23 protein-coding genes are annotated in these 23,339 nt (G+C 71.3%); 17 read left to right on the top strand and 6 right to left on the bottom strand.

The annotated features are described in order from the left end of the window. Positions 1-14: 14 nt before the first annotated feature. Positions 15-1,658 carry a ribosomal protection-like ABC-F family protein gene (gene abc-f / locus OHN19_RS06580; protein WP_330263241.1) on the top strand — a complete coding sequence of 548 codons (1,644 nt, stop codon included), beginning with the start codon at positions 15-17 and terminating at the stop codon, positions 1,656-1,658. Positions 1,659-1,713: 55 nt separating this feature from the next. On the opposite strand, the gene OHN19_RS06575 is transcribed toward abc-f, so the two are convergent. Then, the gene (locus OHN19_RS06575; protein ID WP_330263240.1) at positions 1,714-4,077 is read right to left on the bottom strand and encodes a Tex family protein; all 2,364 of its coding nucleotides are present in this window, start codon (positions 4,075-4,077) and stop codon (positions 1,714-1,716) included. A 94-nt stretch (positions 4,078-4,171) separates the two neighbouring features. Then, positions 4,172-4,303 carry an LPFR motif small protein gene (locus tag OHN19_RS06570; RefSeq protein ID WP_252100555.1) on the bottom strand — a complete coding sequence of 44 codons (132 nt, stop codon included), beginning with the start codon at positions 4,301-4,303 and terminating at the stop codon, positions 4,172-4,174. Positions 4,304-4,482: 179 nt separating this feature from the next. Between OHN19_RS06570 and OHN19_RS06565 the strand changes: the two genes are divergently transcribed. Both OHN19_RS06565 and OHN19_RS06560 read left to right on the top strand, forming a co-directional pair. Next, on the top strand, positions 4,483-5,442 hold the full coding sequence (locus OHN19_RS06565) for a GlxA family transcriptional regulator (protein WP_330263239.1): 960 nt from the start codon (positions 4,483-4,485) through the stop codon (positions 5,440-5,442). Between the two features lie 11 nt (positions 5,443-5,453). After that, positions 5,454-6,104, top strand: coding sequence for a DJ-1/PfpI family protein (locus OHN19_RS06560; RefSeq protein ID WP_330263238.1), 651 nt, complete (start codon positions 5,454-5,456; stop codon positions 6,102-6,104). Here the strand turns inward: OHN19_RS06560 and OHN19_RS06555 are convergent. Continuing rightward, positions 6,076-6,840, bottom strand: a complete 765-nt coding sequence (locus OHN19_RS06555; protein WP_330263237.1) for an enoyl-CoA hydratase/isomerase family protein — start codon at positions 6,838-6,840, stop codon at positions 6,076-6,078. The two genes, OHN19_RS06560 and OHN19_RS06555, sit on opposite strands and share 29 nt — an antisense overlap. A gap of 69 nt (positions 6,841-6,909) precedes the next feature. Here OHN19_RS06555 and OHN19_RS06550 point away from each other — a divergent pair, with 69 nt between their 5' ends. Both OHN19_RS06550 and OHN19_RS06545 read left to right on the top strand, forming a co-directional pair. Next, positions 6,910-7,515, top strand: coding sequence for an HdeD family acid-resistance protein (locus tag OHN19_RS06550; protein ID WP_330263236.1), 606 nt, complete (start codon positions 6,910-6,912; stop codon positions 7,513-7,515). Between the two features lie 126 nt (positions 7,516-7,641). After that, positions 7,642-8,172 carry an ATP-binding protein gene (locus tag OHN19_RS06545; RefSeq protein WP_330263235.1) on the top strand — a complete coding sequence of 177 codons (531 nt, stop codon included), beginning with the start codon at positions 7,642-7,644 and terminating at the stop codon, positions 8,170-8,172. Between the two features lie 12 nt (positions 8,173-8,184). Here the strand turns inward: OHN19_RS06545 and idi are convergent, their stop codons facing one another. The 3 genes from idi to galE form a co-directional block, all read right to left on the bottom strand. Then, positions 8,185-8,778, bottom strand: a complete 594-nt coding sequence (gene idi, locus OHN19_RS06540; protein ID WP_330263234.1) for an isopentenyl-diphosphate Delta-isomerase — start codon at positions 8,776-8,778, stop codon at positions 8,185-8,187. Positions 8,779-8,983: 205 nt separating this feature from the next. Continuing rightward, positions 8,984-9,925, bottom strand: a complete 942-nt coding sequence (locus OHN19_RS06535) for a cation diffusion facilitator family transporter (RefSeq protein ID WP_330263233.1) — start codon at positions 9,923-9,925, stop codon at positions 8,984-8,986. Positions 9,926-10,076: 151 nt separating this feature from the next. Further along, positions 10,077-11,045 (bottom strand): UDP-glucose 4-epimerase GalE, encoded by a 969-nt coding sequence (galE, locus tag OHN19_RS06530; RefSeq protein WP_330263232.1) that lies wholly within the window; start codon positions 11,043-11,045, stop codon positions 10,077-10,079. Between the two features lie 278 nt (positions 11,046-11,323). Between galE and OHN19_RS06525 the strand changes: the two genes are divergently transcribed. From OHN19_RS06525 to OHN19_RS06470, 12 genes are all read left to right on the top strand, one after another. Then, entirely contained in the window at positions 11,324-13,129 is a 1,806-nt protein-coding gene (locus OHN19_RS06525) for a DUF5941 domain-containing protein (protein WP_330263231.1), read from the top strand. Beyond that, a complete protein-coding gene (locus OHN19_RS06520) occupies positions 13,126-13,878 on the top strand; it encodes a phosphocholine cytidylyltransferase family protein (protein ID WP_330263230.1) in 753 nt (250 codons plus the stop codon). The genes OHN19_RS06525 and OHN19_RS06520 overlap by 4 nt, the downstream gene beginning before the upstream one ends. Continuing rightward, positions 13,866-14,927 (top strand): iron-containing alcohol dehydrogenase family protein, encoded by a 1,062-nt coding sequence (locus OHN19_RS06515; protein ID WP_330263229.1) that lies wholly within the window; start codon positions 13,866-13,868, stop codon positions 14,925-14,927. The genes OHN19_RS06520 and OHN19_RS06515 overlap by 13 nt, the downstream gene beginning before the upstream one ends. Next, entirely contained in the window at positions 14,905-15,684 is a 780-nt protein-coding gene (locus OHN19_RS06510; protein ID WP_330263228.1) for a CDP-alcohol phosphatidyltransferase family protein, read from the top strand. The genes OHN19_RS06515 and OHN19_RS06510 overlap by 23 nt, the downstream gene beginning before the upstream one ends. Positions 15,685-15,692: 8 nt before the next feature. Further along, the gene (locus OHN19_RS06505; protein ID WP_381296661.1) at positions 15,693-16,565 is read left to right on the top strand and encodes a glycosyltransferase family 2 protein; all 873 of its coding nucleotides are present in this window, start codon (positions 15,693-15,695) and stop codon (positions 16,563-16,565) included. A gap of 97 nt (positions 16,566-16,662) precedes the next feature. Next, on the top strand, positions 16,663-17,592 hold the full coding sequence (locus tag OHN19_RS06500) for an ABC transporter permease (protein WP_330263226.1): 930 nt from the start codon (positions 16,663-16,665) through the stop codon (positions 17,590-17,592). Continuing rightward, positions 17,585-18,373, top strand: a complete 789-nt coding sequence (locus OHN19_RS06495) for an ABC transporter ATP-binding protein (RefSeq protein WP_330263225.1) — start codon at positions 17,585-17,587, stop codon at positions 18,371-18,373. The genes OHN19_RS06500 and OHN19_RS06495 overlap by 8 nt, the downstream gene beginning before the upstream one ends. A 386-nt stretch (positions 18,374-18,759) precedes the next feature. Next, positions 18,760-19,662, top strand: coding sequence for a squalene synthase HpnC (gene hpnC / locus OHN19_RS06490; protein ID WP_330263224.1), 903 nt, complete (start codon positions 18,760-18,762; stop codon positions 19,660-19,662). Further along, the gene (gene hpnD, locus OHN19_RS06485) at positions 19,659-20,609 is read left to right on the top strand and encodes a presqualene diphosphate synthase HpnD (protein ID WP_330263223.1); all 951 of its coding nucleotides are present in this window, start codon (positions 19,659-19,661) and stop codon (positions 20,607-20,609) included. The genes hpnC and hpnD overlap by 4 nt, the downstream gene beginning before the upstream one ends. Next, positions 20,609-20,758 (top strand): DUF6380 family protein, encoded by a 150-nt coding sequence (locus OHN19_RS06480; protein WP_330263222.1) that lies wholly within the window; start codon positions 20,609-20,611, stop codon positions 20,756-20,758. Before hpnD ends, OHN19_RS06480 begins: the two co-directional genes overlap by 1 nt. Then, on the top strand, positions 20,755-22,149 hold the full coding sequence (gene hpnE / locus OHN19_RS06475; RefSeq protein ID WP_330263221.1) for a hydroxysqualene dehydroxylase HpnE: 1,395 nt from the start codon (positions 20,755-20,757) through the stop codon (positions 22,147-22,149). Before OHN19_RS06480 ends, hpnE begins: the two co-directional genes overlap by 4 nt. A gap of 71 nt (positions 22,150-22,220) precedes the next feature. Continuing rightward, positions 22,221-23,285, top strand: a complete 1,065-nt coding sequence (locus tag OHN19_RS06470) for a polyprenyl synthetase family protein (protein WP_185093293.1) — start codon at positions 22,221-22,223, stop codon at positions 23,283-23,285. Positions 23,286-23,339: the final 54 nt, after the last annotated feature.

The raw sequence follows: 23,339 nt of genomic DNA, 5'->3' as shown, positions 1-23,339 counted from the left end.
GGATCGGCGGTCTGATGACTGCCACCCTCGTCGCCAAGAACCTCGCCGCCGGCCACGGCGACCGTTCCCTGTTCAGCGGGCTCGACCTCGTCGTCGCGCCCGGAGATGTGATCGGCCTGGTCGGGGCCAACGGCGCGGGCAAGTCCACGCTGCTCAGGATGCTCGCGGGCCTGCTCGCCCCGGAGGAGGGGGAGCTCAGGCTCGCCCCGCCGACGGCCACCGTCGGACACCTCCCGCAGGAGCCGGAGCGCCGCCCGGGCGAGACCGTCCGGGAGTTCCTCGCCCGCCGCACCGGGGTTGCCGAGGCCCAGCGCGTGATGGACGACGCGACCCAGGCCCTGGTCGACGGGGCCCCGGGCGCGGACGACGCGTACGCCACCAGCCTGGAGCGCTGGCTGGACCTCGGCGGCGCCGACCTGGACGAACGCGCCGAGGAGGTCGCCGACTCGCTCGGCCTCGCGGTCGACCTGGACCAGCCGATGACCTCCCTCTCGGGCGGCCAGGCGGCCCGCGCCGGCCTCGCCTCCCTGCTGCTCTCCCGCTACGACGTCTTCCTCCTCGACGAACCGACCAACGACCTGGACCTGGACGGCCTGGAGCGCCTGGAGCGGTTCGTGAAGGGCCTGCGCGCGGGGACCGTCGTCGTCAGCCACGACCGCGAGTTCCTCACCCGCACGGTCACCAAGGTCCTCGAACTCGACCTGGCCCAGCAGCAGATCACCCTCTACGGCGGCGGCTACGAGGCCTACCTGGAGGAACGCGAGGTCGCCCGCCGGCACGCCCGGGACGACTACGAGGAGTACGCCGACAAGCGGGCCGCCCTCCAGGACCGGGCGCAGATGCAGCGCTCCTGGATGGACAAGGGCGTGAAGAACGCCCGCCGCAAGGCGAGCAACGACAACGACAAGATCGGCCGCAAGTTCCGCAGCGAGGCCAGCGAGAAGCAGGCCGCGAAGGCCCGCCAGACCCAGCGCATGATCGAACGCCTCGACGTCGTCGAGGAGCCGCGCAAGGAGTGGGAACTGCGCATGGAGATCGCGTCGGCCCCGCGCTCCGGAGCGGTGGTCGCCACGCTGCGGGACGCCGAGGTGCGCCAGGGCGACTTCGTGCTCGGCCCGGTGTCCCTCCAGATCGACTGGGCGGACCGCATCGCGATCACCGGCGCGAACGGCGCCGGCAAGTCCACCCTCCTCGGCGCCCTCCTGGGCCGCGTCCCCCTGACCGCCGGCCAGGCCTCCCTCGGCTCCGGCGTCCTGATCGGCGAGGTCGACCAGGCCCGCAAGCTGTTCCACGGCGAGGAGCCCCTCCTGGACGCCTTCAGCGCGGCCGTCCCCGACACCGAACCGGTGGAGGTCCGCACCCTCCTGGCCAAGTTCGGCCTGAAGTCCGACCACGTCATGCGCTCGGCGGCGACCCTGTCACCGGGCGAGCGCACGAGGGCGGCCCTGGCCCTGCTCCAGGGCAGAGGCGTCAACCTCCTGGTCCTGGACGAACCGACCAACCACCTGGACCTACCGGCGATCGAACAGCTGGAATCAGCGTTGGACGCCTACGAGGGCACGTTGCTCCTGGTCACCCACGACCGCAGAATGCTGGACGCGGTCCACGTGACTCGCCGCCTGGAGATCTGTGCGGGCAAGGTGACGGAGACTCGCTAGGGGCGCGGGGAACTGCGCGACCAGCCACAGCCGGCCCGCAGTTCCCCACAACCCGCTACCGCCCCTTTTTCTTGGAATCAAGCAGTCCGGCCTTGCGCAAGGCATCCGCCATCGCACTGTTGCCCGGAGCAGGCGCAGACCGCTGCTGTCGCTGCTGAGGCGGCCGCCCACCCCGCTGAGGCTGACGCCGCTGCCCACCGGAGGACTTGGCCTCGGTCTCGTCATCAAGCCGCAGCGTCAACGAGATCCGCTTCCGCGGAATATCGACCTCCAGCACCTTCACCTTGACGATGTCCCCGGGCTTCACCACATCCCGAGGATCCTTGACGTACGTCTTCGACAGCGCGGAGACATGCGCCAGACCGTCCTGGTGCACACCGACGTCGATGAACGCCCCGAACGCCGCCACGTTCGTCACGACCCCCTCCAGCACCATCCCGGCGACCAGGTCGGAGATCTTCTCGACGCCCTCCTTGAAGGTCGCCGTCTTGAAGGCGGGCCGAGGGTCACGCCCCGGCTTCTCCAGCTCCTTCAGGATGTCGGTCACGGTCGGCAGACCGAACGTCTCGTCCACGAAGTCCTGCGGGCGGAGCGAGCGCAGCACACCGGTGTTGCCGATGAGGGAGGCCACCTCCTGCCCCGCCGTCTTCACCATGCGCCGCACGACCGGGTACGCCTCGGGGTGCACGCTGGAGGAGTCCAGCGGGTCGTCCCCGCCGCGGATCCGCAGGAACCCCGCGCACTGCTCGTACGCCTTGGGGCCCAGCCGGGCCACCTTCTTCAGCTCGGTGCGCGACTTGAACGGGCCGTTGGCGTCCCGGTGCGACACGATGTTCTCGGCGAGACCGGAGGTGATCCCGGAGACCCGGGCGAGCAGGGGAGCGGACGCGGTGTTGACGTCGACCCCCACGCCGTTCACACAGTCCTCGACCACCGCGTCCAGCGAGCGCGACAGCTTCACCTCGGACAGGTCGTGCTGGTACTGGCCGACCCCGATCGACTTCGGGTCGATCTTCACCAGCTCCGCCAGCGGGTCCTGAAGGCGGCGCGCGATGGAGACCGCGCCGCGAAGGGACACGTCCATGTCGGGCAGTTCCTGCGAAGCGAAGGCGGAGGCCGAGTACACGGACGCGCCGGCCTCGGACACCATCACCTTGGTGAGCTTCAGTTCGGGGTGCTTGGCGATGAGTTCACCGGCGAGTTTGTCGGTCTCCCGGGACGCCGTGCCGTTGCCGATCGCGATCAGCTCGACCGCGTGCTCCTTGGCGAGGCGGGCCAGTTTGGCGATCGCCTCGTCCCACCGGTTGGCCGGGACGTGCGGGTGGATGACGTCGGTGGCGACGACCTTGCCGGTCGCGTCGACCACGGCGACCTTCACGCCCGTACGGAAGCCGGGGTCCAGACCCAGCGTCGCGCGCGTGCCCGCGGGGGCGGCGAGCAGCAGGTCACGCAGGTTCGCCGCGAAGACGTTGACCGCCTCGTCCTCGGCGGCCGTCCGCAGCCTGAGCCTCAGATCGATGCCGAGGTGCACGAGGATGCGGGTCCGCCAGGCCCAGCGGACCGTGTCCGTCAGCCACTTGTCGCCGGGGCGGCCACGGTCCGCGATCCCGAACCTGGAGGCGATGACGCCCTCGTAGGAGGACGGACCGGGCTGCTCGGACGGTTCCTCGGGCTCCAGGACGAGGTCGAGGACCTCCTCCTTCTCACCGCGCAGCATCGCCAGGATCCGGTGCGAGGGCAGGTCCGTGAAGGGCTCGGCGAAGTCGAAGTAGTCGGCGAACTTGGCACCCGCCTCCTCCTTGCCCTCCCGGACCTTCGCCGCCAGCCGGCCGCGCACCCACATGCGCTCGCGCAGCTCGCCGATCAGGTCGGCGTCCTCGGAGAACCGCTCGGTGAGGATCGCGCGGGCGCCGTCGAGCGCGGCCTGCGCGTCCGGCACGCCCTTGTCGGCGTCGACGAACGCGGCGGCCGCGGCGAGCGGCGCGACACCCGGGTTGCCCAGCAGCCCCTCGGCGAGCGGCTCCAGACCGGCCTCGCGGGCGATCTGCGCCTTGGTGCGGCGCTTCGGCTTGAAGGGCAGATAGATGTCCTCGAGGCGGGCCTTGGTCTCCGCGCCCCGGATCTGCGCCTCCAGCTCGTCGGTGAGCTTGCCCTGCTCGCGCACCGAGTCGAGGATCGCGGTCCGCCGCTCCTCCAGCTCCCGCAGATACCGCAACCGCTCCTCGAGCGTGCGCAGCTGCGCGTCGTCGAGCATCTCGGTCGCTTCCTTGCGGTAGCGGGCGATGAAGGGAACCGTGGAACCGCCGTCGAGCAGTTCCACGGCCGCCTTGACCTGCCGCTCCTTTACGCCGAGCTCCTCGGCGATCCTGCCTTCGATGGACCCTGGGTGGGTGGACCCGCTGGACCCGGGTGTCGTCACGATCCCGTACCGCCTTCTCACTGAGGTTGCGCGGCAATTGTGGCAGGCGGCACCGACAGTCGGGGATCAGGGCGCGGTCATCCGGCCGTGGTCGTCAGGCCCTGCGGCTCCTCGTGGAGCCGGACGCACCGCCGAAGAGCCGGGCCAGCGCCCGGAAGGGCAGCGTCACGACGGTGGCGATCGCGCCACCGATCTGGCGCAGTACGTCTGCGATCGCGCGGAACATGTGCATCCCCTTTCCTCTCCCGGCCACCACGACCGGGAGAGGAACGGGTACCTCTCAGACGCCCGGGCAATCTTCGTCACCCGGAAGTCCGGCGCCTGCCGATCAGGTCCGCCGGTATGGCAGGAAAGGTGGGGAACTCGTCATTGCCGCCATCGCGGCCGGCCCCAAGAATCGAAGGCATGGCCCAGCGAACCGTTCTCCTCGTCCTCTTCGACGGCGTACAGAGCCTCGACGTCACCGGCCCGCTGGAGGTCTTCGCCGGGGCCGAGCAGCACACGCCGGGCACCTACCGCATCCGTACCGCCTCACCGGACGGCGCCCCGGTGCGCACCTCCAGCGGCCTGACCGTCGTACCGGACGCATCACTCGCCCGAGCCGGTACCCCGCACACCCTCCTCGTGCCCGGCGGACAGGGCACCCGGCGGCCCGACGCGTACCTCGCCGACTGGCTGCGTGAGCACGGGCCGCGGGCCGAGCGCCTGGTCTCGGTGTGCACCGGTGCGATCCGGCTCGCCGAGGCGGGGCTGCTGGACGGCCGCCGGGTCACGACCCACTGGGCGTACTGCGCCAAGCTCGCCCGCGACCACCCGGCCGTCGAGGTGGACCCCGACCCCATCTACGTGCGCGACGGACACGTGTCCACGTCCGCCGGAGTCACCTCGGGCATCGACCTCGCCCTCGCCCTCGTCGAGGAGGACCTGGGCCGGGAGACCGCTCTCACCATCGCCCGCCACCTGGTCGTCTTCCTGCGCAGACCCGGCAACCAGGCCCAGTTCAGCGCCCAGCTCGCCGCCCAGACCGCCCGGCGCGAACCGCTGCGCGAGGTCCAGCAGTGGATCACCGAGCACCCGGACGACGACCTGAGCGTCGAGGCCCTCGCCGCCCGGGCCCGGCTCTCGCCCCGCCACTTCGCCCGCGCCTTCCAGACCGAGACCGGCATGACACCCGGCCGCTATGTCGACCGGGTCCGCCTCGAACACGCCCGCCGCCTCCTGGAGGACACCTCCGACGGCGTCGAGGAGATCTCCCGCGCCAGCGGCTACGGCACCCCCGAGGGCATGCGCCGCGCCTTCGTCAGGGCCCTCGGCACGGCCCCGTCCGAGTACCGCCGCCGCTTCCATCCGACCCCGGCCCACTGAAAGGCCCCGCCATGCAGATCGCCGTCGTCCTCTACGACCGCTTCACCGCCCTGGACGCGATCGGCCCGTACGAGACCCTGGGCCGCCTCCCGGACTCCGAGGTCGTCTTCGTCGCCGAGGAGACCGGGCCCGTCCGCACGGACAACGGCAGGCTGGCCCTGGTCGCCGACAGGACCCTGGCCGAGGTCCCGGACCCGGACATCGTGGTCGTCCCGGGCGGGCCCGGCCAGACCCCGCAGATGACCAACACACCGCTGCTGGAGTGGATCCGCGCGGCCGACGCCACCAGCACCTGGACGACGTCCGTGTGCACCGGCTCCCTGCTGCTCGCGGCGGCGGGCCTCCTCGAAGGCCGAAGGGCCACCTCGCACTGGCTGGCGCTCGACGAACTGCGGAAGTTCGGCGTCGAACCGACCGGGGAGCGGGTCGTGGTGGACGGCAAGTACGTCACCGCGGCCGGTGTCTCGTCCGGAATCGACATGGGGCTCGACCTGATCGGCCGGACCGCGGGAGACTTCGTCGCCCAGGCCGTGCAGCTGGGCATCGAGTACGATCCGCAGCCGCCCTACGACGCCGGGGCCCCGCGGAAGGCACCCGCGGACGTCGTGGAACTGCTCCGTTCCAACAGCCGTTTCATCCTCGGCCAGGAACCGACCACGTGAACCGCGGCTGACGGCGCTCCAGGAACGCGGCGACGCCCTCCGCGGTGTCGCCGCTGCCCCGCGCCTGCCCGGCCCAGTGCGCGTCCCGGTCGGTGCGCCCGTTCGCGAACTCCTTCGCCGAGGCCTGCGTCAACTGCGACCGGGAGGCGAGGATCCGGGTGAACTCCCCGACCCGCTTGGCGAGTTCGCCCTCCGGCAGCACCTCGTCGACGAGACCGGTGCGCAGCGCCCGCTCCGCGTCGATCAACTCGCCCGAGAACAGCAGGTACTTGGCGGCGGCGGGCCCGACCAGCGACACCAACCGCCGGGTGGAGGAAGCCGCGTACACGATCCCGAGCTTCGCCGGTGTCACCCCGAACAGCGCGCCCTCCTCGGCGAACCGCAGATCGCACGCCGCCGCGAGCTGCGCCCCGCCGCCCACACAGTGCCCCCGGACGGCCGCCAGCGTGGGCTTCGGGAAGGCCGCCAGCGCCTCCTCGGCCCGCACCGCGAGCCCCTGCGCCTCCTCGGGCCCCTCCCGCAGCGTGGAGATGTCGGCGCCCGCGCAGAACGTCCCGCCCTCGCCGGTCAGCACGAGCGCCCGCACCCCCGGATCGGCGGCCAGCTCGTCGAGCAGCGGCGGCAGCGCCCGCCACATCGCGGCCGTCATGGCATTGCGCTTGGCCGGATGGTGCACCACGACGGTGGCGACCGCGTCGGTGACGGTGTGCAGCAGCTGCGGTTCCGGGTACTCCATGGGTCGGATGCTAGCCGTACCCCCCGACCGTACGATCAAGAAGGGGGCCGCAGCTCGAGGAGGCCCCGCATGGCAGTGAAGAAGGCCGAGAGGACCGAGCCCGCCAAGCTGAGCCGCGACTTCGGCCGACTGACCGCGCTCGGCGTGATCCTGGTGATTGCGGGGCTGGTCGGGCTGGTCTACACGGGCCTGGCCACGCTCACCTCGATGCTCCTGTTCGGGTGGCTCCTGCTGATCGGCGGCGTGGTCGGGCTGTTGCACGCGGTCCAGGCCCGGGGTTCCAACTTCTTCTGGCTCGGTGTCGTGGTCGCCGCCCTGAACATCGCGGCCGGTGTCGTGGTCATCGGACGTCCGGAGGCGGCGGCCGCGGCCCTGACCATGTTCGCCGCGCTGCTCTTCCTGACCGGCGGAGTGTTCCGGCTGGTCGGCAGTCTGGTGGTGCGCGGACCGCAGTTCGGCTGGACGCTGGTGCAGGGCGCCTTCGGCCTGCTGCTCGGCATCCTGGTGCTGGCCTCCTGGCCGAGCAACAGCAAGTACGTGATCGGCTGCTTCTTCTCGCTCGCCCTGCTCTTCGACGGCCTCGGGCTCGTCGCCACCGGGTTCGGCGGGCGCAAGATCGTCGGAATGGTCACCGAGCAGCAGGAAACGGCCACCGAGCCGACAGAACCCGCGTAGCTCCGCGCGGAAACGGTCGGAGACACTCGATATGCGCTGACTTCTGTTCAGTTCGGCGGGCCGGAGTGACGCCCTGCCAACACTCGACGTGTGGTGACAATCGAGCGCAAGGGTGGCGACCGAAGAATGGACGACCATGGGCGTGGGTCCGGCCCTCGCCCAACGGACAGCGGAGAAGACCCCCTGGCACCGGAACCGGATCCCTTCGAACCGGGCCCCCCGGATCCGCTGCCGTACGAGGGCGTGTGGCGGTTCACCGCCCCCGCCGTCGACGCCTCGGTCCCGCAGGCGCGGCACGCCGTGCGGGACCTGCTCCACCGCCAGGGCGTGCCGGTCTCGGAAGACCTCGTCCAGGGCCTTCTGCTGATCGTGTCCGAGCTGGTCACGAACGCCGTCCGGCACGCGGCCCTGCTCTCGCCGATGCTCGCCGTCGAGGTGGCCGTGGGCGCGGAATGGGTGCGGGTGTCCGTCGAGGACAACCACCCCTACCGGCCGACCGCCCTGGAGGCCGCCCACAGCGAGACCGGGGGCCGGGGCCTGCTGCTGGTGCGGGAGATCACCCGGGAGGCGGGCGGCGCCTGCGACGTCGAGCACACGGCCGGCGGCGGCAAGGTGATCTGGGCCGCGCTGCCGCTCAAGACCGTGCCCGTCTCCTAGGGGCGACGGCGGTCACCAGCCGGCGGCCGGGCCCGTCAGCTCCCTGACCGCGGGCCGGGCCGCGTCCAGCACCGTCATGAACCACGCCGAGAAGGTGTCCTTCGCGTGCCGCTCCGCGAGCTCGGCCGGGGTCACGAAGGCCGTCGCGCCGACCTCCTCGGTGTCCGGGTCGAGGGGCGACTGCACCATGCCGACGAACAGGTGGTTGTACTCCTGCTCGACCAGTCCGGAGTCGGGGTCCGGGTGGTTGTAGCGGACCGTGCCCGCCTCGGCGAGCAGCGAGGGGGAGACACCCAGCTCCTCGTACGTCCGCCGGGCCGCCGCCGCGAAGGGCGCCTCGCCGGGGTAGGGGTGGCCGCAGCAGGTGTTGGACCACACACCGGGGGAGTGGTACTTGCCCAGCGCCCGCTGCTGGAGCAGCAGCCGGCCCCGCTCGTCGAAGAGGAACACCGAGAAGGCGCGGTGCAGCTGCCCCGGCGGCTGGTGGGCGGCGAGCTTCTCCGCGGTGCCGATCGTCACACCGTGCTCGTCGACCAGTTCCAGCAGGATCGCGTTCGCGGCGCCGTTCGACGGTGTGTGCGTCGTGGTGGCAGGTGTGGTCGGCATACCCATCCTTCACATCGGTCTTCGCGCCCCAAGTGTGCCGCACGAATCCGGCACTCCCGGCAGTTGATCGTGCCCGGCGCGGCGGGCGGGGAACCGCCCGGGGCGGCGCTGTGGGGTGGAGGACGCACAGGTGCGCCGGATCGGTGCATTCCGTCAGAACGGGCGTTTCATGCACCGTACACGTGTGTCAGGCGCGCGGCGGCGCTCAGTGGCACAGATGCGCCTCGTGCTCCGCGTGACCGCCCGGCTCCAGCTGGAAGGTGCAGTGCTCCACGTCGAAGTGGTCGCCGAGGCAGCCCTGGAGCTCGTGCAGCATCTTCTCGTGGCCGATCGCGCTCAGGACCTCGGAGCTCACCACCACGTGCGCGGACAGCACCGGCATGCCCGAGGTGATCGTCCAGGCGTGCAGGTCGTGGACGTCCTCCACCCCGTCGAGAGCCAGGATGTGGGTCCGCACCTCCGTCATGTCGACGTCCTTGGGCGCCGACTCCAGCAGCACGTCGAGGGTCTCGCGCAGCAGCTTGAAGGTGCGCGGCACGATCATCAGGCCGATCACGAGCGAGGCGATCGGGTCGGCGGCCTGCCAGCCCGTGGTGAGGATCACCGTCGCCGAGACGATCACCGCGAGCGAGCCCAGCGCGTCCGCGGCGACCTCCAGGAAGGCGCCGCGCACGTTCAGGCTCTCCTTCTGACCGCGCACCAGCAGGGTCAGCGAGATCATGTTCGCGACCAGACCGATCGCGCCGAACACGATGGTCAGCCCGCCCTCGGTGTCGGCCGGCGTGACGAACCGCTGGATCGCCTCGTACAGGACGTAGCCGCCGACGCCGAGCAGCAGCAGACAGTTCGCGAGGGCGGCCAGGATCTCTGCGCGGGCGTACCCGAAGGTGCGGTTGCCGGTGGCCGGGCGGTTCGCGAAGTGGATCGCGAGGAGGGCCATGCCGAGGCCCAGCGCGTCCGTCGCCATGTGCGCCGCGTCCGCGACCAGGGCGAGGGAGTCCGCGACGAAACCGCCGATGATCTCGATCACCATGACGGCGAGCGTGATCGACAGTGCCACCCGCAGCCTGCCGACGTACGCCGCGGTGGCCGTACCGCCGGACGGCGCATGCGAGTGCGCGTGCCCGTGATCGTGCCCTGCCCCCATGGAAGCCGCCTCCTACGCGTTGACCCGGAACAGCCGGACAGCCCGCCCGGGATCACAGTGAACTACGGGCGGGGGGTATCGGGCAACGCGGCACTGAACACCGTTGTCATGTGCCCTGACCTGGGCAAACGATCCGCAGGTCAGGGCAGCCTCACCGGTGGTGCAGCTGCCAGCCGCGCCAGGCGGAGTCGATCATCTCGCGCACCCCTCGCCGCGCGCTCCAGCCGAGCGTCTCGGCGGCCCGGGCGGCCGAGGCCACCGACACCGGGGCGTCGCCGGGGCGTCTCGGCTCCACGACGGCCGGCCGGCGGTCTCCGGTCACCTCACCGATCACCGTGACCATCTCGCGCACGGAGACGCCCTCGCCGCGACCGATGTTGACCGTCAGATCACCGCTCTGTCCGCCTTCGGACAGCCGCTTGGCCGCCGCGAGATGGGCCTCGGCGAGGTCGGCCACGTGGATGTAGTCGCGGACGCAGGTGCCGTCCGGGGTCGGATAGTCGTCGCCGAAGATCCGCGGGGCCTCGTCGCGGGTGAGCCGGTCGAAGACCATCGGGACGATGTTGAAGACACCGGTGTCCGCGAGTTCCGGCGCGGCCGCTCCGGCGACGTTGAAATAGCGCAGACAGACGGTGGAGATCCCGTGGGCCTGTCCGGCCGCCCGCACCAGCCACTCCCCGGCCAGCTTCGTCTCGCCGTACGGGTTCACGGGGGCGCAGGGCGTCTCCTCCGTGATCAGGCCCACATCGGGGTTGCCGTAGACGGCCGCCGACGAGGAGAAGAGGAAGCGCCCGATCCCGGCCTCCGCGACCGCCTCCAGGAGGGTCGCGAGGCCGCCGACGTTCTCCTGGTAGTAACGGGTGGGCTGCGCCACCGACTCCGCGACCTGCTTGCGCGCCGCGAGATGCACCACACCCGTCACCGCGTGCTCGGCCAGCACCCGCTTCAGCAGGCCGCCGTCCAGCGAGGAGCCCCGGACCAGCGGCACCTCGGCGGGCAGCCGCGCGGGCACCCCCGCCGACAGGTCGTCCAGGACGAGCACCCGCTCACCGGCCCCCGTCATGGCCCGCGCCACATGCGCCCCTATGTACCCGGCACCGCCGGTGATCAGCCACGTCATGGTCGACCACCCTATGCCGACGCCCGCAGGGCCGTGCGATGTCCCGGATGTCCGCTCTTGGGAGGCGCGGTTTGTGGGCGGGGGCCCGGATCACCGATGATGATCGCGGCAAAGGCCGGGGGAGACGGTGTTGATCGGCCCGTTAACGGGCGGTGAACGCAGCCTTCTTGGCATCCGATAGCCTCTGCCGACATGCCGCCCGCCTGGTGCAGCCAAGGGGCGCCCCCATCGTGCACATGACCGGCGCCCGCGCGTCGGCACCCAGGGAGTGAGTTCGGTTGTCGACCGCCATCCTCACCGGTCAGCCGGTCCCCGGATCGTCGATCGAGGGTGATCTGCGGTCCCTCGGCTTCGACGTGCGGGTCGCCGTGGACGCCGCCGACGCCGAGCGGCTGGTCGCCGAAGCCCCCTGCGAGCAGCGCATCGCCCTGGTCGACGCCCGCTTCGTCGGCCATGTCCACGCGCTGCGCCTGGGCCTCACCGACCCCCGCTTCCCCCTCGCGGCCGTGCCCGGCGCCGTCACCGCGCAGCCCGACGGTCGTACGACCCTGACCCGGGCGCTGGCCCGAGAGAACTCCGCGGGCGGCGGCACCGCGGTGGCCGTGGACAGCCTCCCCGACCGCATCGTCACCGCGCTCGCCGACGACGGCGCCGAGGTCCACCGCCCCGAGCTCGGCAGCCTGGTCGCCGCCGTCCCCGCCGACCCGCAGGCCCGCAACGAGGCACGGCAGGCCGTCGCGGAGGTCGACGACGAGGCCGTACGCCTGAAGTCGGCGGTGAAGGCCCGCGACGGGTTCTTCACCACGTACTTCATCAGCCCCTACTCCCGCTACATCGCCCGGTGGTGCGCCCGCCGGGGCCTGACCCCGAACCAGGTCACCACCGCCTCCCTGGTCACCGCCCTGATCGCGGCGGCCTGCGCGGCCACCGGCACCCGGGGCGGCTTCGTCGCCGCGGGCGTCCTGCTCATCGCTTCCTTCGTCCTGGACTGCACCGACGGCCAGCTCGCCCGCTACTCCCTCCAGTACTCCACGCTCGGCGCCTGGCTCGACGCCACCTTCGACCGGGCCAAGGAGTACGCCTACTACGCCGGCCTCGCGCTGGGTGCCGCCCGGGGCGACGACGTATGGGCCCTCGCGCTGGGCGCGATGATCCTCCAGACCTGCCGGCACGTCGTCGACTTCTCCTTCAACGAGGCGAACCACGACGCCACCGCCAACACCAGCCCCACGGCGGCCCTTTCGGGCAAGCTCGACAGCGTCGGCTGGACGGTCTGGGTCCGGCGGATGATCGTCCTGCCGATCGGCGAGCGCTGGGCGATGATCGCGGTGCTGACCGCGGTCACGACGCCCCGGATCACCTTCTACGCCCTGCTCATCGGGTGCGCCTTCGCCGCGACCTACACCACGGCGGGCCGGGTGCTGCGGTCGCTGACGCGGAAGGCACGGCGGACGGACCGGGCGGCGCGGGCGCTGGCCGACCTCGCCGACTCGGGCCCGCTCGCGCAGGGCGTCGCCAGGGCCCTCCAGGCTCCCGCGCGCCGCCTGCCCGGCTTCGCCGCTCCCGTGGTGGCCCTGCTCGGCGGCCTGGTCCTCGTGGGCCTCGCCTGGCAGCCCGGCTACGGCGGCCCGCTGGCGGCGGTCGGTGCCGTGATCTACGCCGTCACCTCGGGACTGGCCGTCGCCCGCCCCCTCAAGGGCGCCCTCGACTGGCTCGTCCCGCCCTTCTTCCGCGCCGCCGAGTACTGCACCATCCTGCTGCTCGCGGCGAAAACGGACGTGAACGGAGCCCTTCCTGCGGCTTTCGGCCTGGTGGGCGCCGTCGCCTACCATCACTACGACACGGTGTACCGCATCCGCGGCAACGCCGGAGCGCCCCCGGCCTGGCTGGTGCGTGCCGTCGGGGGGCAGGAGGGGCGCACGCTCCTCGTCGCCGTACTGGCCGCGGTGCTCACCGCTTCGCAGTTCACGGTCGCGCTCACGGTCCTGGCCGTGGCCGTCGCCCTGGTGGTGCTCGCCGAGAGCATCCGCTTCTGGGTGTCCGCAGGGGCACCCGCCGTACACGACGAAGGAGAACCCGCATGATCGGCCTCGTGCTGGCGGCCGGCGCCGGACGCCGACTGCGCCCCTACACCGACAGCCTCCCCAAGGCTCTGGTGCCGGTGGGCCCCGCGGGCATAGAGGGCGAACCGACGGTTCTCGACCTGACCCTCGGCAACTTCGCCGAGATCGGCCTGACCGAGGTCGCGGTCATCGTCGGCTACCGCAAGGAGGCCGTGTACGAGCGCAAGGCGGCCCTGGAGGCCAAGTACGGCCTCAAGCTGACCCTCATCGACAACGACAAGGCCGAGGAGTGGAACAACGCCTACTCCCTGTGGTGCGGCCGTGACGCCCTCAAGGACGGCGTGATCCTCGCCAACGGCGACACCGTCCACCCGGTCTCCGTCGAGAAGACGCTGCTCGCCGCGCGCGGCGAGGGCAAGCGGATCATCCTGGCCCTGGACACCGTGAAGTCCCTCGCGGACGAGGAGATGAAGGTCGTCGTCGAACCCGAGCGGGGCATGACGAAGATCACCAAGCTGATGGACCCGGCCGAGGCCACCGGCGAGTACATCGGCGTCACCCTCATCGAGGGCGATGCCGCCCCCGAACTGGCCGACGCGCTGAAGACGGTCTGGGAGACCGACCCGCAGCAGTTCTACGAGCACGGCTACCAGGAGCTCGTGAACCGCGGCTTCCGGATCGACGTGGCGCCGATCGGCGACGTCCAGTGGGTGGAGATCGACAACCACGACGATCTCGCCCGGGGACGGGAGATCGCATGCCAGTACTGACCCGGCTGATTCCCTCGCCGCTCGTCGTCGACATCCGCCCGGGTGCCCTCGACGACCTGGCCTGTGTGCTCGCCGACGAGCGCATCTCGCACTCCGGCAGGCTGGCCGTCGCGGTCAGCGGCGGCTCGGGAGCGAAGCTGCGTGAACGCCTGGAGCCCTCGCTGCCCGGCGCCACCTGGTACGAGGTCGGCGGCGGCACCCTCGACGACGCCATCCGCCTGGCCGGGGACATGAAGGCCGGCCACTTCGACGCGGTCGTCGGCCTCGGCGGCGGCAAGATCATCGACTGCGCCAAGTTCGCCGCGGCGCGCGTCGGCCTGCCCCTGGTCGCCGTACCGACGAACCTCGCGCACGACGGCCTGTGCTCGCCTGTCGCGACCCTCGACAACGACGCGGGCCGCGGCTCCTACGGTGTGCCCAACCCGATAGCGGCCGTCATCGACCTGGACGTCATCCGCGAGGCGCCGGTGCGCTTCGTGCGCGCGGGCATCGGCGACGCCGTCTCCAACATCAACGCGATCGCCGACTGGGAGCTGGCGAACCGCGTCAAGGGCGAGAAGATCGACGGACTCGCCGCCGCCATGGCCCGCCAGGCCGGCGAAGCCGTGCTCCGGCACCCCGGCGGGGTCGGGGACAACGGCTTCCTCCAGGTCCTCGCCGAGGCCCTGGTCCTCACCGGCGTCGCGATGTCGATCTCGGGCGACTCCCGGCCCGCGTCGGGCTCCTGCCACGAGATCAACCACGCGTTCGACCTGCTCTACCCCAAGCGCGCCGCCGCCCACGGCGAGCAGTGCGGCCTGGGCGCGGCCTTCGCGATGTACCTGCGCGGAGCCCATGAGGAAGCGGCCAACATGGCCCAGGTGCTGCGCCGGCACGGACTGCCGGTGCTGCCGGAGGAGATCGGCTTCACGCCTGCGGAGTTCGTCCGTGCCGTGGAGTTCGCTCCGGAGACCCGCCCCGGCCGCTACACCATCCTCGAACACCTCGACCTCAAGACCGACCAGATCAAGGACATCTACACCGACTATGTCAAGGCCATCGGTAGCTGAACTCCGTCCGGTCGTCCACCCCGCTGGGGTCAAGGACCGGCGCAGCGGTGAGCACTGGATGGGACGCCTCTACATGCGTGAGGTGTCCCTGCGGGTGGACCGCTACCTGGTGAACACCAGGGTCACGCCCAACCAGCTCACGTACCTGATGACCGTCTTCGGTGTCCTCGCGGCCCCGGCGCTGCTGGTGCCGGGGATCCCGGGAGCCGTGCTCGGCGTGGTGTGCGTCCAGATGTACCTGCTCCTGGACTGCGTCGACGGTGAGATCGCGCGCTGGAGGAAGCAGTACTCGCTCAACGGCGTCTACATGGACCGCGTCGGCGCGTACCTGACGGACGCGGCCGTGCTCGTGGGCTTCGGACTGCGCGCCGCCGACCTGTTCGGCAGCGGCCGTATCGACTGGCTGTGGGCCTTCCTCGGCACGCTCGCCGCGCTCGGCGCGATCCTCATCAAGTCCGAGACCGACCTCGTGGCCGTCGCCCGGCACCAGACCGGAAAGCCGCCCGTGCAGGAGTCGGCCGCCGAGATGCGCTCCTCCGGCATGGCACTGGCCCGCAAGGCCGCCTCCCTGCTGAAGTTCCACCGGCTCATCCTCGGCATCGAGGCTTCCCTGCTGATCCTGGTCCTCGCGATCGCCGACCAGCTGCGCGACGACCTGTTCTTCACCCGGCTCGGCGTCGCCGTCCTGGCCGGCATCGCCCTGCTCCAGACCCTGCTGCACCTCGTGTCGATCCTCGCCTCCAGCAGGCTGAAGTGAGCACCGGCATGAAGGTCGGCGCGGTGATCATCACCATGGGCAACCGCCCCGAGGAGCTGCGGGCCCTGCTCGACTCGGTCGCCAAGCAGGACGGCGACCCGGTCGAGGTGGTCGTGGTCGGCAACGGCTCGCCGGTACCGGACGTCCCCGAGGGCGTCCGCACGATCGAGCTGCCCGAGAACCTCGGCATCCCCGGCGGCCGCAACGTCGGCATCGAGGCCTTCGGGCCCAGCGGTCGAGATGTCGACATATTGCTCTTCCTCGACGACGACGGCCTCCTGCCGAACCATGACACCGCCGAACTGTGCCGCGAGGCGTTCACCGAGGACCCGAAGCTCGGCATCGTCAGCTTCCGCATCGCCGACCCCGAGACCGGGGTCACCCAGCGCCGGCACGTCCCGCGGCTGCGCGCCTCCGACCCGATGCGCTCCTCCCGGGTCACCACCTTCCTCGGCGGCGCCAACGCCGTACGCACCCAGGTCTTCGCCGAAGTCGGCGGCCTGCCGGACGCATTCTTCTACGCCCACGAGGAAACCGACCTGGCATGGCGGGCCCTCGACGCGGGCTGGATGATCGACTACCGGTCCGACATGGTGCTGTACCACCCCACGACCGCGCCCTCACGGCACGCGGTCTACCACCGCATGGTCGCCCGCAACCGCGTCTGGCTCGCCCGCCGCAACCTGCCCGCCCCGCTGGTCCCCGTCTACCTCGGCGTCTGGCTGCTGCTGACCCTGCTGCGCCGCCCCTCGCGGCCCGCTCTGAAGGCCTGGTTCGGCGGATTCCGGGAAGGCTGGAGCACGGCGTGCGGTCCGCGCCGGCCCATGAAGTGGCGTACGGTGTGGCGGCTCACCCGACTGGGCCGCCCCCCTGTCATCTGACAAGCTCGTATCCGAGAGCAGCCGGGCCGCACCGCGGCCCCACGCTCGTGCCCTGCCTGCACAGGCCGCGCATCTCGAAGACGAAAGTTACCCACCATTGAGTGAGACAACGCACGACGGCAACGTCGCGACCCGCGCGCCCGCGTCGCCCGACCAGGGCCTCACGGCGGCGCAGCTCGCCGAGCGGTACGGACTGGCCGTGAGCGGCGCCCGCCCCTCGCTCGTCGACTACGTCCGCCAGCTCTGGGACCGGCGTCACTTCATCCTCGCGTTCTCGCGGGCGAAGCTGACCGCCCAGTACAGCCAGGCCAAGCTCGGCCAGCTGTGGCAGGTGGCGACCCCGCTGCTGAACGCCGCCGTGTACTTCGTCATCTTCGGCGTCATCCTCAACGCCAGCCGGGGCATGTCGAAGGACGTGTACATCCCGTTCCTGGTCACGGGTGTCTTCGTGTTCACCTTCACGCAGAGCTCGGTCATGGCGGGCGTACGCGCCATCTCCGGCAACCTCGGCCTGGTCCGCGCGCTGCACTTCCCGCGTGCCTCGCTGCCGATCTCCTTCGCGCTCCAGCAGCTCCAGCAGCTGCTGTTCTCGATGATCGTGCTGTTCGCGGTGGCGGTCGGCTTCGGGCACTACCCGGACCTGTCCTGGGCCCTGATCGTCCCGGTGCTGGTCCTTCAGTTCCTGTTCAACACCGGCCTGGCGCTGATCATGGCCCGCGCCGGCGCCAAGACCCCCGACCTGGCCCAGCTGATGCCGTTCGTGATGCGCACCTGGATGTACGCGTCCGGCGTGATGTTCTCCATCCCGATCATGCTGGCCGACAAGCCGCAGTGGGTCGCCACGGTCCTCCAGTGGAACCCCGCGGCCCTCTACATGGACCTGATGCGCTTCGCCCTGCTCGACGACTACGGCGCCGAGAACCTGCCCGACCACGTCTGGGCGGCGGCGGGCGGCTGGGCCGTGCTCTTCGCGCTCGGCGGCTTCGTGTACTTCTGGAAGGCGGAGGAAAGGTACGGCCGTGGCTGAGGACATCCAGGACGCGCAGGCCACCAAGGCCCCCACGGTCATCGCGGACGACCTGCACATCGTCTACCGCGTCAACGGCGCCAAGACCGGCAAGGGCAGCGCGACCGCGGCCCTGAGCCGCATCCTCAAGCGCGGCGAGGAGCGGGGCGTGCGCAAGGTGCACGCCGTGCGGGGCGTCTCCTTCGTCGCGTACAAGGGGGAGGCCATCGGGCTGATCGGCTCCAACGGCTCCGGCAAGTCGACCCTGCTGCGGGCCATCGCCGGTCTGCTGCCCGCCGAGAGCGGCCGCGTCTACACCCACGGCCAGCCCTCCCTGCTCGGCGTCAACGCGGCCCTGATGAACGACCTCACGGGTGAGCGGAACGTCATCCTGGGCGGTCTCGCCATGGGCATGTCCCGGGAGCAGATCAAGGAGCGCTACCAGGAGATCGTCGACTTCTCCGGGATCAACGAGAAGGGCGACTTCATCACCCTTCCCATGCGCACCTACTCCTCGGGCATGGCGGCCCGGCTGCGCTTCTCCATCGCCGCCGCCAAGGACCACGACGTCCTCATGATCGACGAGGCCCTGGCCACCGGTGACCGCAAGTTCCAGAAGCGCTCCGAGGAACGCATCCGGGAACTGCGCAAGGAGGCGGGCACGGTGTTCCTGGTCAGCCACAACAACAAGTCGATCCGTGACACCTGTGACCGCGTCCTGTGGCTGGAGCGCGGCGAGCTGCGCATGGACGGCCCGACCGACGAGGTCATCAAGGAGTACGAGAAGTTCACGGGCAAGTAGTCCACCCCGCCCCGGACGAAAGAGACCGCTCCGCTTGACCGGGCCCCGCCGGAACTGCTCCGGCGGGGCCCCGCGTCTGCAAAGGAAACGTCAACTTCCGCAGCCCTTAGGAATCTTGGGGCCAATCGGTGTGTTGTTGTGATGCGCCGGACACCCCGACGATCCTCGCCGCGTTGTACAACGTAAGCTGTACCGGTGCCCAATCGCGGCAAGTGGGGCGATAATGCGCGACACCCGCACACAGGGCGCCGCGCGGACGGCCGGGCGGCGTGTCCGAAATAGTGTGTATTGGGTCGGCGGTGTAGAACGGGAGATGTGACGGCGATGGCTTCGGAAACTCCCCAGCTCAACGCAGCACGTGCCGTCCCCGCGCCGGGCAGGCAGCGATGACGGAGACCGGCACGACGCGCCCGGGAGCGACCGAGCGCGGAACGCTCGACAAGGCCGCGGCGGAGAACTTCCCCGTGGCCCCCTTCTTCCTGCCCAAGGACTGGCGCGCCGACCTCATGGCGGTCTACGGCTTCGCACGCCTCGTCGACGACATCGGTGACGGCGATCTCGCCCCCGGCGGCGCCGACGCCCGGCTGCTCGGCGTTTCGCCACGGGAGGCTGAGGACCGGCTGGTCCTGCTGGACGCCTTCGAGGCCGACCTGGACCGCGTCTTCTCCGGGGAGCCGCGCCACCCCCTGCTGCGCCGCCTCCAGCCCACCGTCCGCCGCCGCGCCCTGACCCCCGAGCCCTTCCTCGGCCTGATCGCCGCCAACCGCCAGGACCAGCTCGTCACCCGCTACGAGACCTACGACGATCTGCTCGCCTACTGCGAGCTGTCCGCCAACCCCGTCGGCCGTCTCGTGCTCGCCGTCACCGGCACCTCGACCCCCGAGCGGATCCGCCTCTCCGACGCGATCTGCACGGCCCTCCAGATCGTCGAACACCTCCAGGACGTCGCCGAGGACCTCGGCCGCGACCGGATCTATCTGCCCGCCGCGGACATGAAGCGCTTTCATGTCCAGGAGGCGGATCTGGCCCCGAAAAGCGCGGGCGCATCGGTGCGCGCTCTGGTTGCATACGAAGCACAACGCGCCCGCGAACTCCTGAATGAAGGCGCCCCCCTCGTGGGTAGCGTCCACGGCAGACTCAAGCTGCTGCTCGCGGGGTTCGTGGCGGGGGGAAGGGCGGCGCTCCGCGCGATCGCCGCCGCAGAACACGACGTACTTCCCGGCCCGCCCAAGCCCGGCAAGCTCCAGCTGCTGCGCGAGGTGGGCGTCGCTCTGCGAGGAGAGGGGTGATCCGGACTGTGGAGGCACCACCGCACGCGTCCGCACCGGTACTCGCCGCCTACAGCTACTGCGAGGCAGTGACCGGACAGCAGGCGCGCAACTTCGCCTACGGCATCAGGCTGCTGCCGACGTCCAAGCGGCGTGCGATGTCGGCGCTCTACGCGTTCTCGCGGCGCGTCGACGACATCGGCGACGGCGCGCTGGCGCACGACGTGAAGGCCGCGAGACTCGAGGACACCCGGGCGATGCTGACCCGGGTGCGGGAGGGCTCGGTCGACGAGGACGACACCGATCCGGTGGCCGTCGCCCTTGCCCACGCCGCCGCCACCTTCCCGATCCCGCTCGGCGGCCTCGACGAACTGATCGACGGCGTCCTGATGGACGTACGCGGCGAGACCTACGAGACCTGGGACGACCTGAAGGTGTACTGCCGCTGTGTGGCGGGCGCCATCGGCCGCCTCTCGCTCGGCGTCTTCGGCACCGAACCCGGCGCGCGCGCCGCCGAACGCGCGCCCGAGTACGCCGACACGCTCGGTCTGGCCCTCCAGCTCACCAACATCCTCAGGGACGTCCGCGAGGACGCCGAGGGCGGCCGCACCTATCTGCCCGCCGACGACCTCGCGAAGTTCGGCTGCTCGGCCGGCTTCAAGGGGTCGCAACCACCCGAGGGCGCCGACTTCGCGGGCCTCGTGCACTTCGAAGTGCGTCGGGCCCGCGCCCTTTTTGCCGAGGGCTACCGGCTGCTCCCGATGCTCGACCGGCGCAGCGGTGCCTGTGTCGCCGCCATGGCCGGCATCTACCGCCGGCTGCTCGACCGCATCGAACGCGACCCCGAGGCGGTGCTGCGCGGCCGGGTCTCGCTCCCCGGTCGCGAGAAGGCGTTCGTCGCGGTCCGCGGCCTGTCGGGGCTGGACGCCCGGCATGTGACGCGGCAGACCGTCAGGAGGCGCGCCTGATGGGCGATGTGGACAATTCGGTCCAAGGTGATGCCACCGGAGAAAAGTGGCACGCAACCCTCCGCTCGAGGACGGCGTCCCTGACTGCAACGGTCGGCCGTGCACCGTTCACGCGTCACGGCGGCCGCGCAGGGGAGGGTGTGCGATGACCGACGGGCATCAGTCCGCGCGGGACGCCGTCGTGATCGGCGGCGGGCTCGCCGGCATCACCGCCGCGCTCGCGCTCGCCGACGCCGGAGTGCGCGTCACCCTGCTCGAAGGCAGGCCCCGCCTCGGCGGACTCGCCTTCTCGTTCCAGCGCGGCGACCTGACCGTCGACAACGGCCAGCATGTCTACCTGCGGTGCTGCACCGCCTACCGCTGGTTCCTCGACCGCGTCGAGGGGACGGCGCTGGCGCCCCTGCAGGATCGTCTCGACGTGCCCGTTCTGGACGTGGCCCGGCCCGCGGGCCGACGGCTCGGCAGACTGCGGCGCGACGCGCTGCCGGTGCCCCTGCATCTGGGGCGCAGCCTCGCGACCTACCCGCATCTCTCGCTCGCCGAGCGCGCCAGGGTCGGGCGTGCCGCGCTCGCGCTCAAGGGGCTCGACCTCGCCGATCCGAGCCTGGACGCACAGGACTTCGGCAGCTGGCTGACCGCGCACGGTCAGTCGGCGCGTGCCGTCGAGGCCCTGTGGGACCTGGTCGGGGTCGCCACCCTCAACGCGGTCGCGGGCGACGCCTCGCTGGGGCTCGCCGCGATGGTGTTCAAGACCGGTCTGCTGTCCGACCCGGGCGCGGCCGACATCGGCTGGGCGCGCGTCCCGCTGGGCGACCTGCATGACCGGCTCGCCCGCAAGGCGCTCGACTCCGCGGGCGTGCGTACCGAGGTCCGTACACGCGTCACCTCCATCTCTACTGACGAGAACGGCACTTGGAGCGTTCAGGTTCCCGGCGAGACGCTCCGCGCCGACGCCGTGGTGCTCGCCGTAGCCCAGGGCGAGGCCGCTGACCTGCTGCCCGAGGGCGCGCTCGACGCCCCGGAAAATCTCCGGGCGATCGGCACCGCGCCCATCCTCAACGTGCATGTCGTCTACGACCGCAAGGTGCTCGACAAGCCGTTCTTCGCCGCCCTCGGCAGCCCCGTGCAGTGGGTCTTCGACCGCACCGACGCCTCCGGGCTGCGCGAGGGCCAGTACCTCGCGCTGTCCCAGTCGGCCGCGCACCACGAGATCGACTCACCGGTGGCCGAACTGCGCGAGCGGTACCTGCCCGAGCTGGAGCGGCTGCTCCCGCTCGCACGCCGCGCCGAGGTCAAGGACTTCTTCGTGACCAGGGAGCGCACGGCCACGTTCGCCCCGACCCCCGGCGTCGGACGGCTGCGGCCCGGCGCCCGTACGAAAGCCCCCGGCCTCTACCTGGCCGGCGCGTGGACCGCCACGGGGTGGCCCGCGACCATGGAGAGTGCGGTCCGCAGTGGCGTGAGTGCGGCGGACGCCGCTCTCGCCGCCCTGGGCCGGCCCCGCCCCGCTCGTCTCTTCGAGTTCGAGGAGGCCGCGTGATGCTCGATCAGCACGGCGCGACAGGCCCCAGCACCTCCGGTACCGCAACAAGAGGAGAGACTGTGCCCACTGTGCCCCCCGCCGAGACGGCTGCTCGGAGGACCGCGGTGGACGTGACCGCGCTCCTGGAGCGCGGCCGGACCCTGGCCACACCGGTGCTCAAGGCGGCCGTGGACCGCCTCGCATCCCCGATGGACACCGTGTCCGCCTACCACTTCGGCTGGATCGACGCCCAGGGCAACCCGGCCGACGGGGACGGCGGCAAGGCCGTGCGCCCCGCCCTCGCGGTGCTCTCGGCCGAGGTCACCGGCGCCGCGCCCGAGACCGGCATCCCCGGCGCCGTCGCCGTCGAACTGGTCCACAACTTCTCGCTCCTGCACGACGACCTCATGGACGGCGACGAGCAGCGCCGCCACCGCGACACCGTCTGGAAGGTGCACGGCCCCGCCCAGGCCATCCTGGTCGGCGACGCCCTGTTCGCCCTCGCCAACGAGGTCCTCCTCGAACTCGGCACCGTCGAGGCAGGCCGCGCCACCCGCCGCCTCACCACCGCCACCCGCGCCCTCATCGACGGCCAGGCGCAGGACATCTCCTACGAGCACCGCGACCGCGTCAGCGTCGAGGAGTGCCTGGAGATGGAGGGCAACAAGACCGGCGCCCTGCTCGCCTGCGCCTCCTCCATCGGCGCGGTGCTCGGCGGAGCGGACGACCGCACCGCCGACACCCTGGAGAAGTACGGCTACCACCTCGGCCTCGCCTTCCAGGCCGTCGACGACCTCCTCGGCATCTGGGGCGACCCGGTCTCCACCGGCAAGCAGACCTGGAGCGATCTGCGCCAGCGCAAGAAGTCCCTGCCGGTCGTGGCCGCGCTCGCGGCGGGTGGCCCCGCCTCCGAGCGGCTCGGCGAGATCCTCGCCGCCGACGCCAAGAGCAGCGACTTCGAGAACTTCTCCGAGGAGGAGTTCGCGGCCCGCGCCGCCCTCATCGAGGAGGCGGGCGGCCGCGAGTGGACGGCGGCGGAAGCACGCCGTCAGCACACCATCGCCATCGAAGCCCTCGACGCCGTGGACATGCCCGAGCGGGTGCGGGCGCAGTTCACGGCGCTGGCCGACTTCGTCGTCGTACGAAAGAGATGATCATTATCGGCCGAATAGCCCTCGCGTAGTCGCCGGCCGGTGCTGCGAGGAAAG

This window comes from Streptomyces griseorubiginosus, from assembly GCF_036345115.1.
In the GTDB taxonomy this organism is placed as follows: domain Bacteria; phylum Actinomycetota; class Actinomycetes; order Streptomycetales; family Streptomycetaceae; genus Streptomyces; species Streptomyces griseorubiginosus_C.
This window is presented reverse-complemented; position numbering and strand designations above follow the sequence as displayed.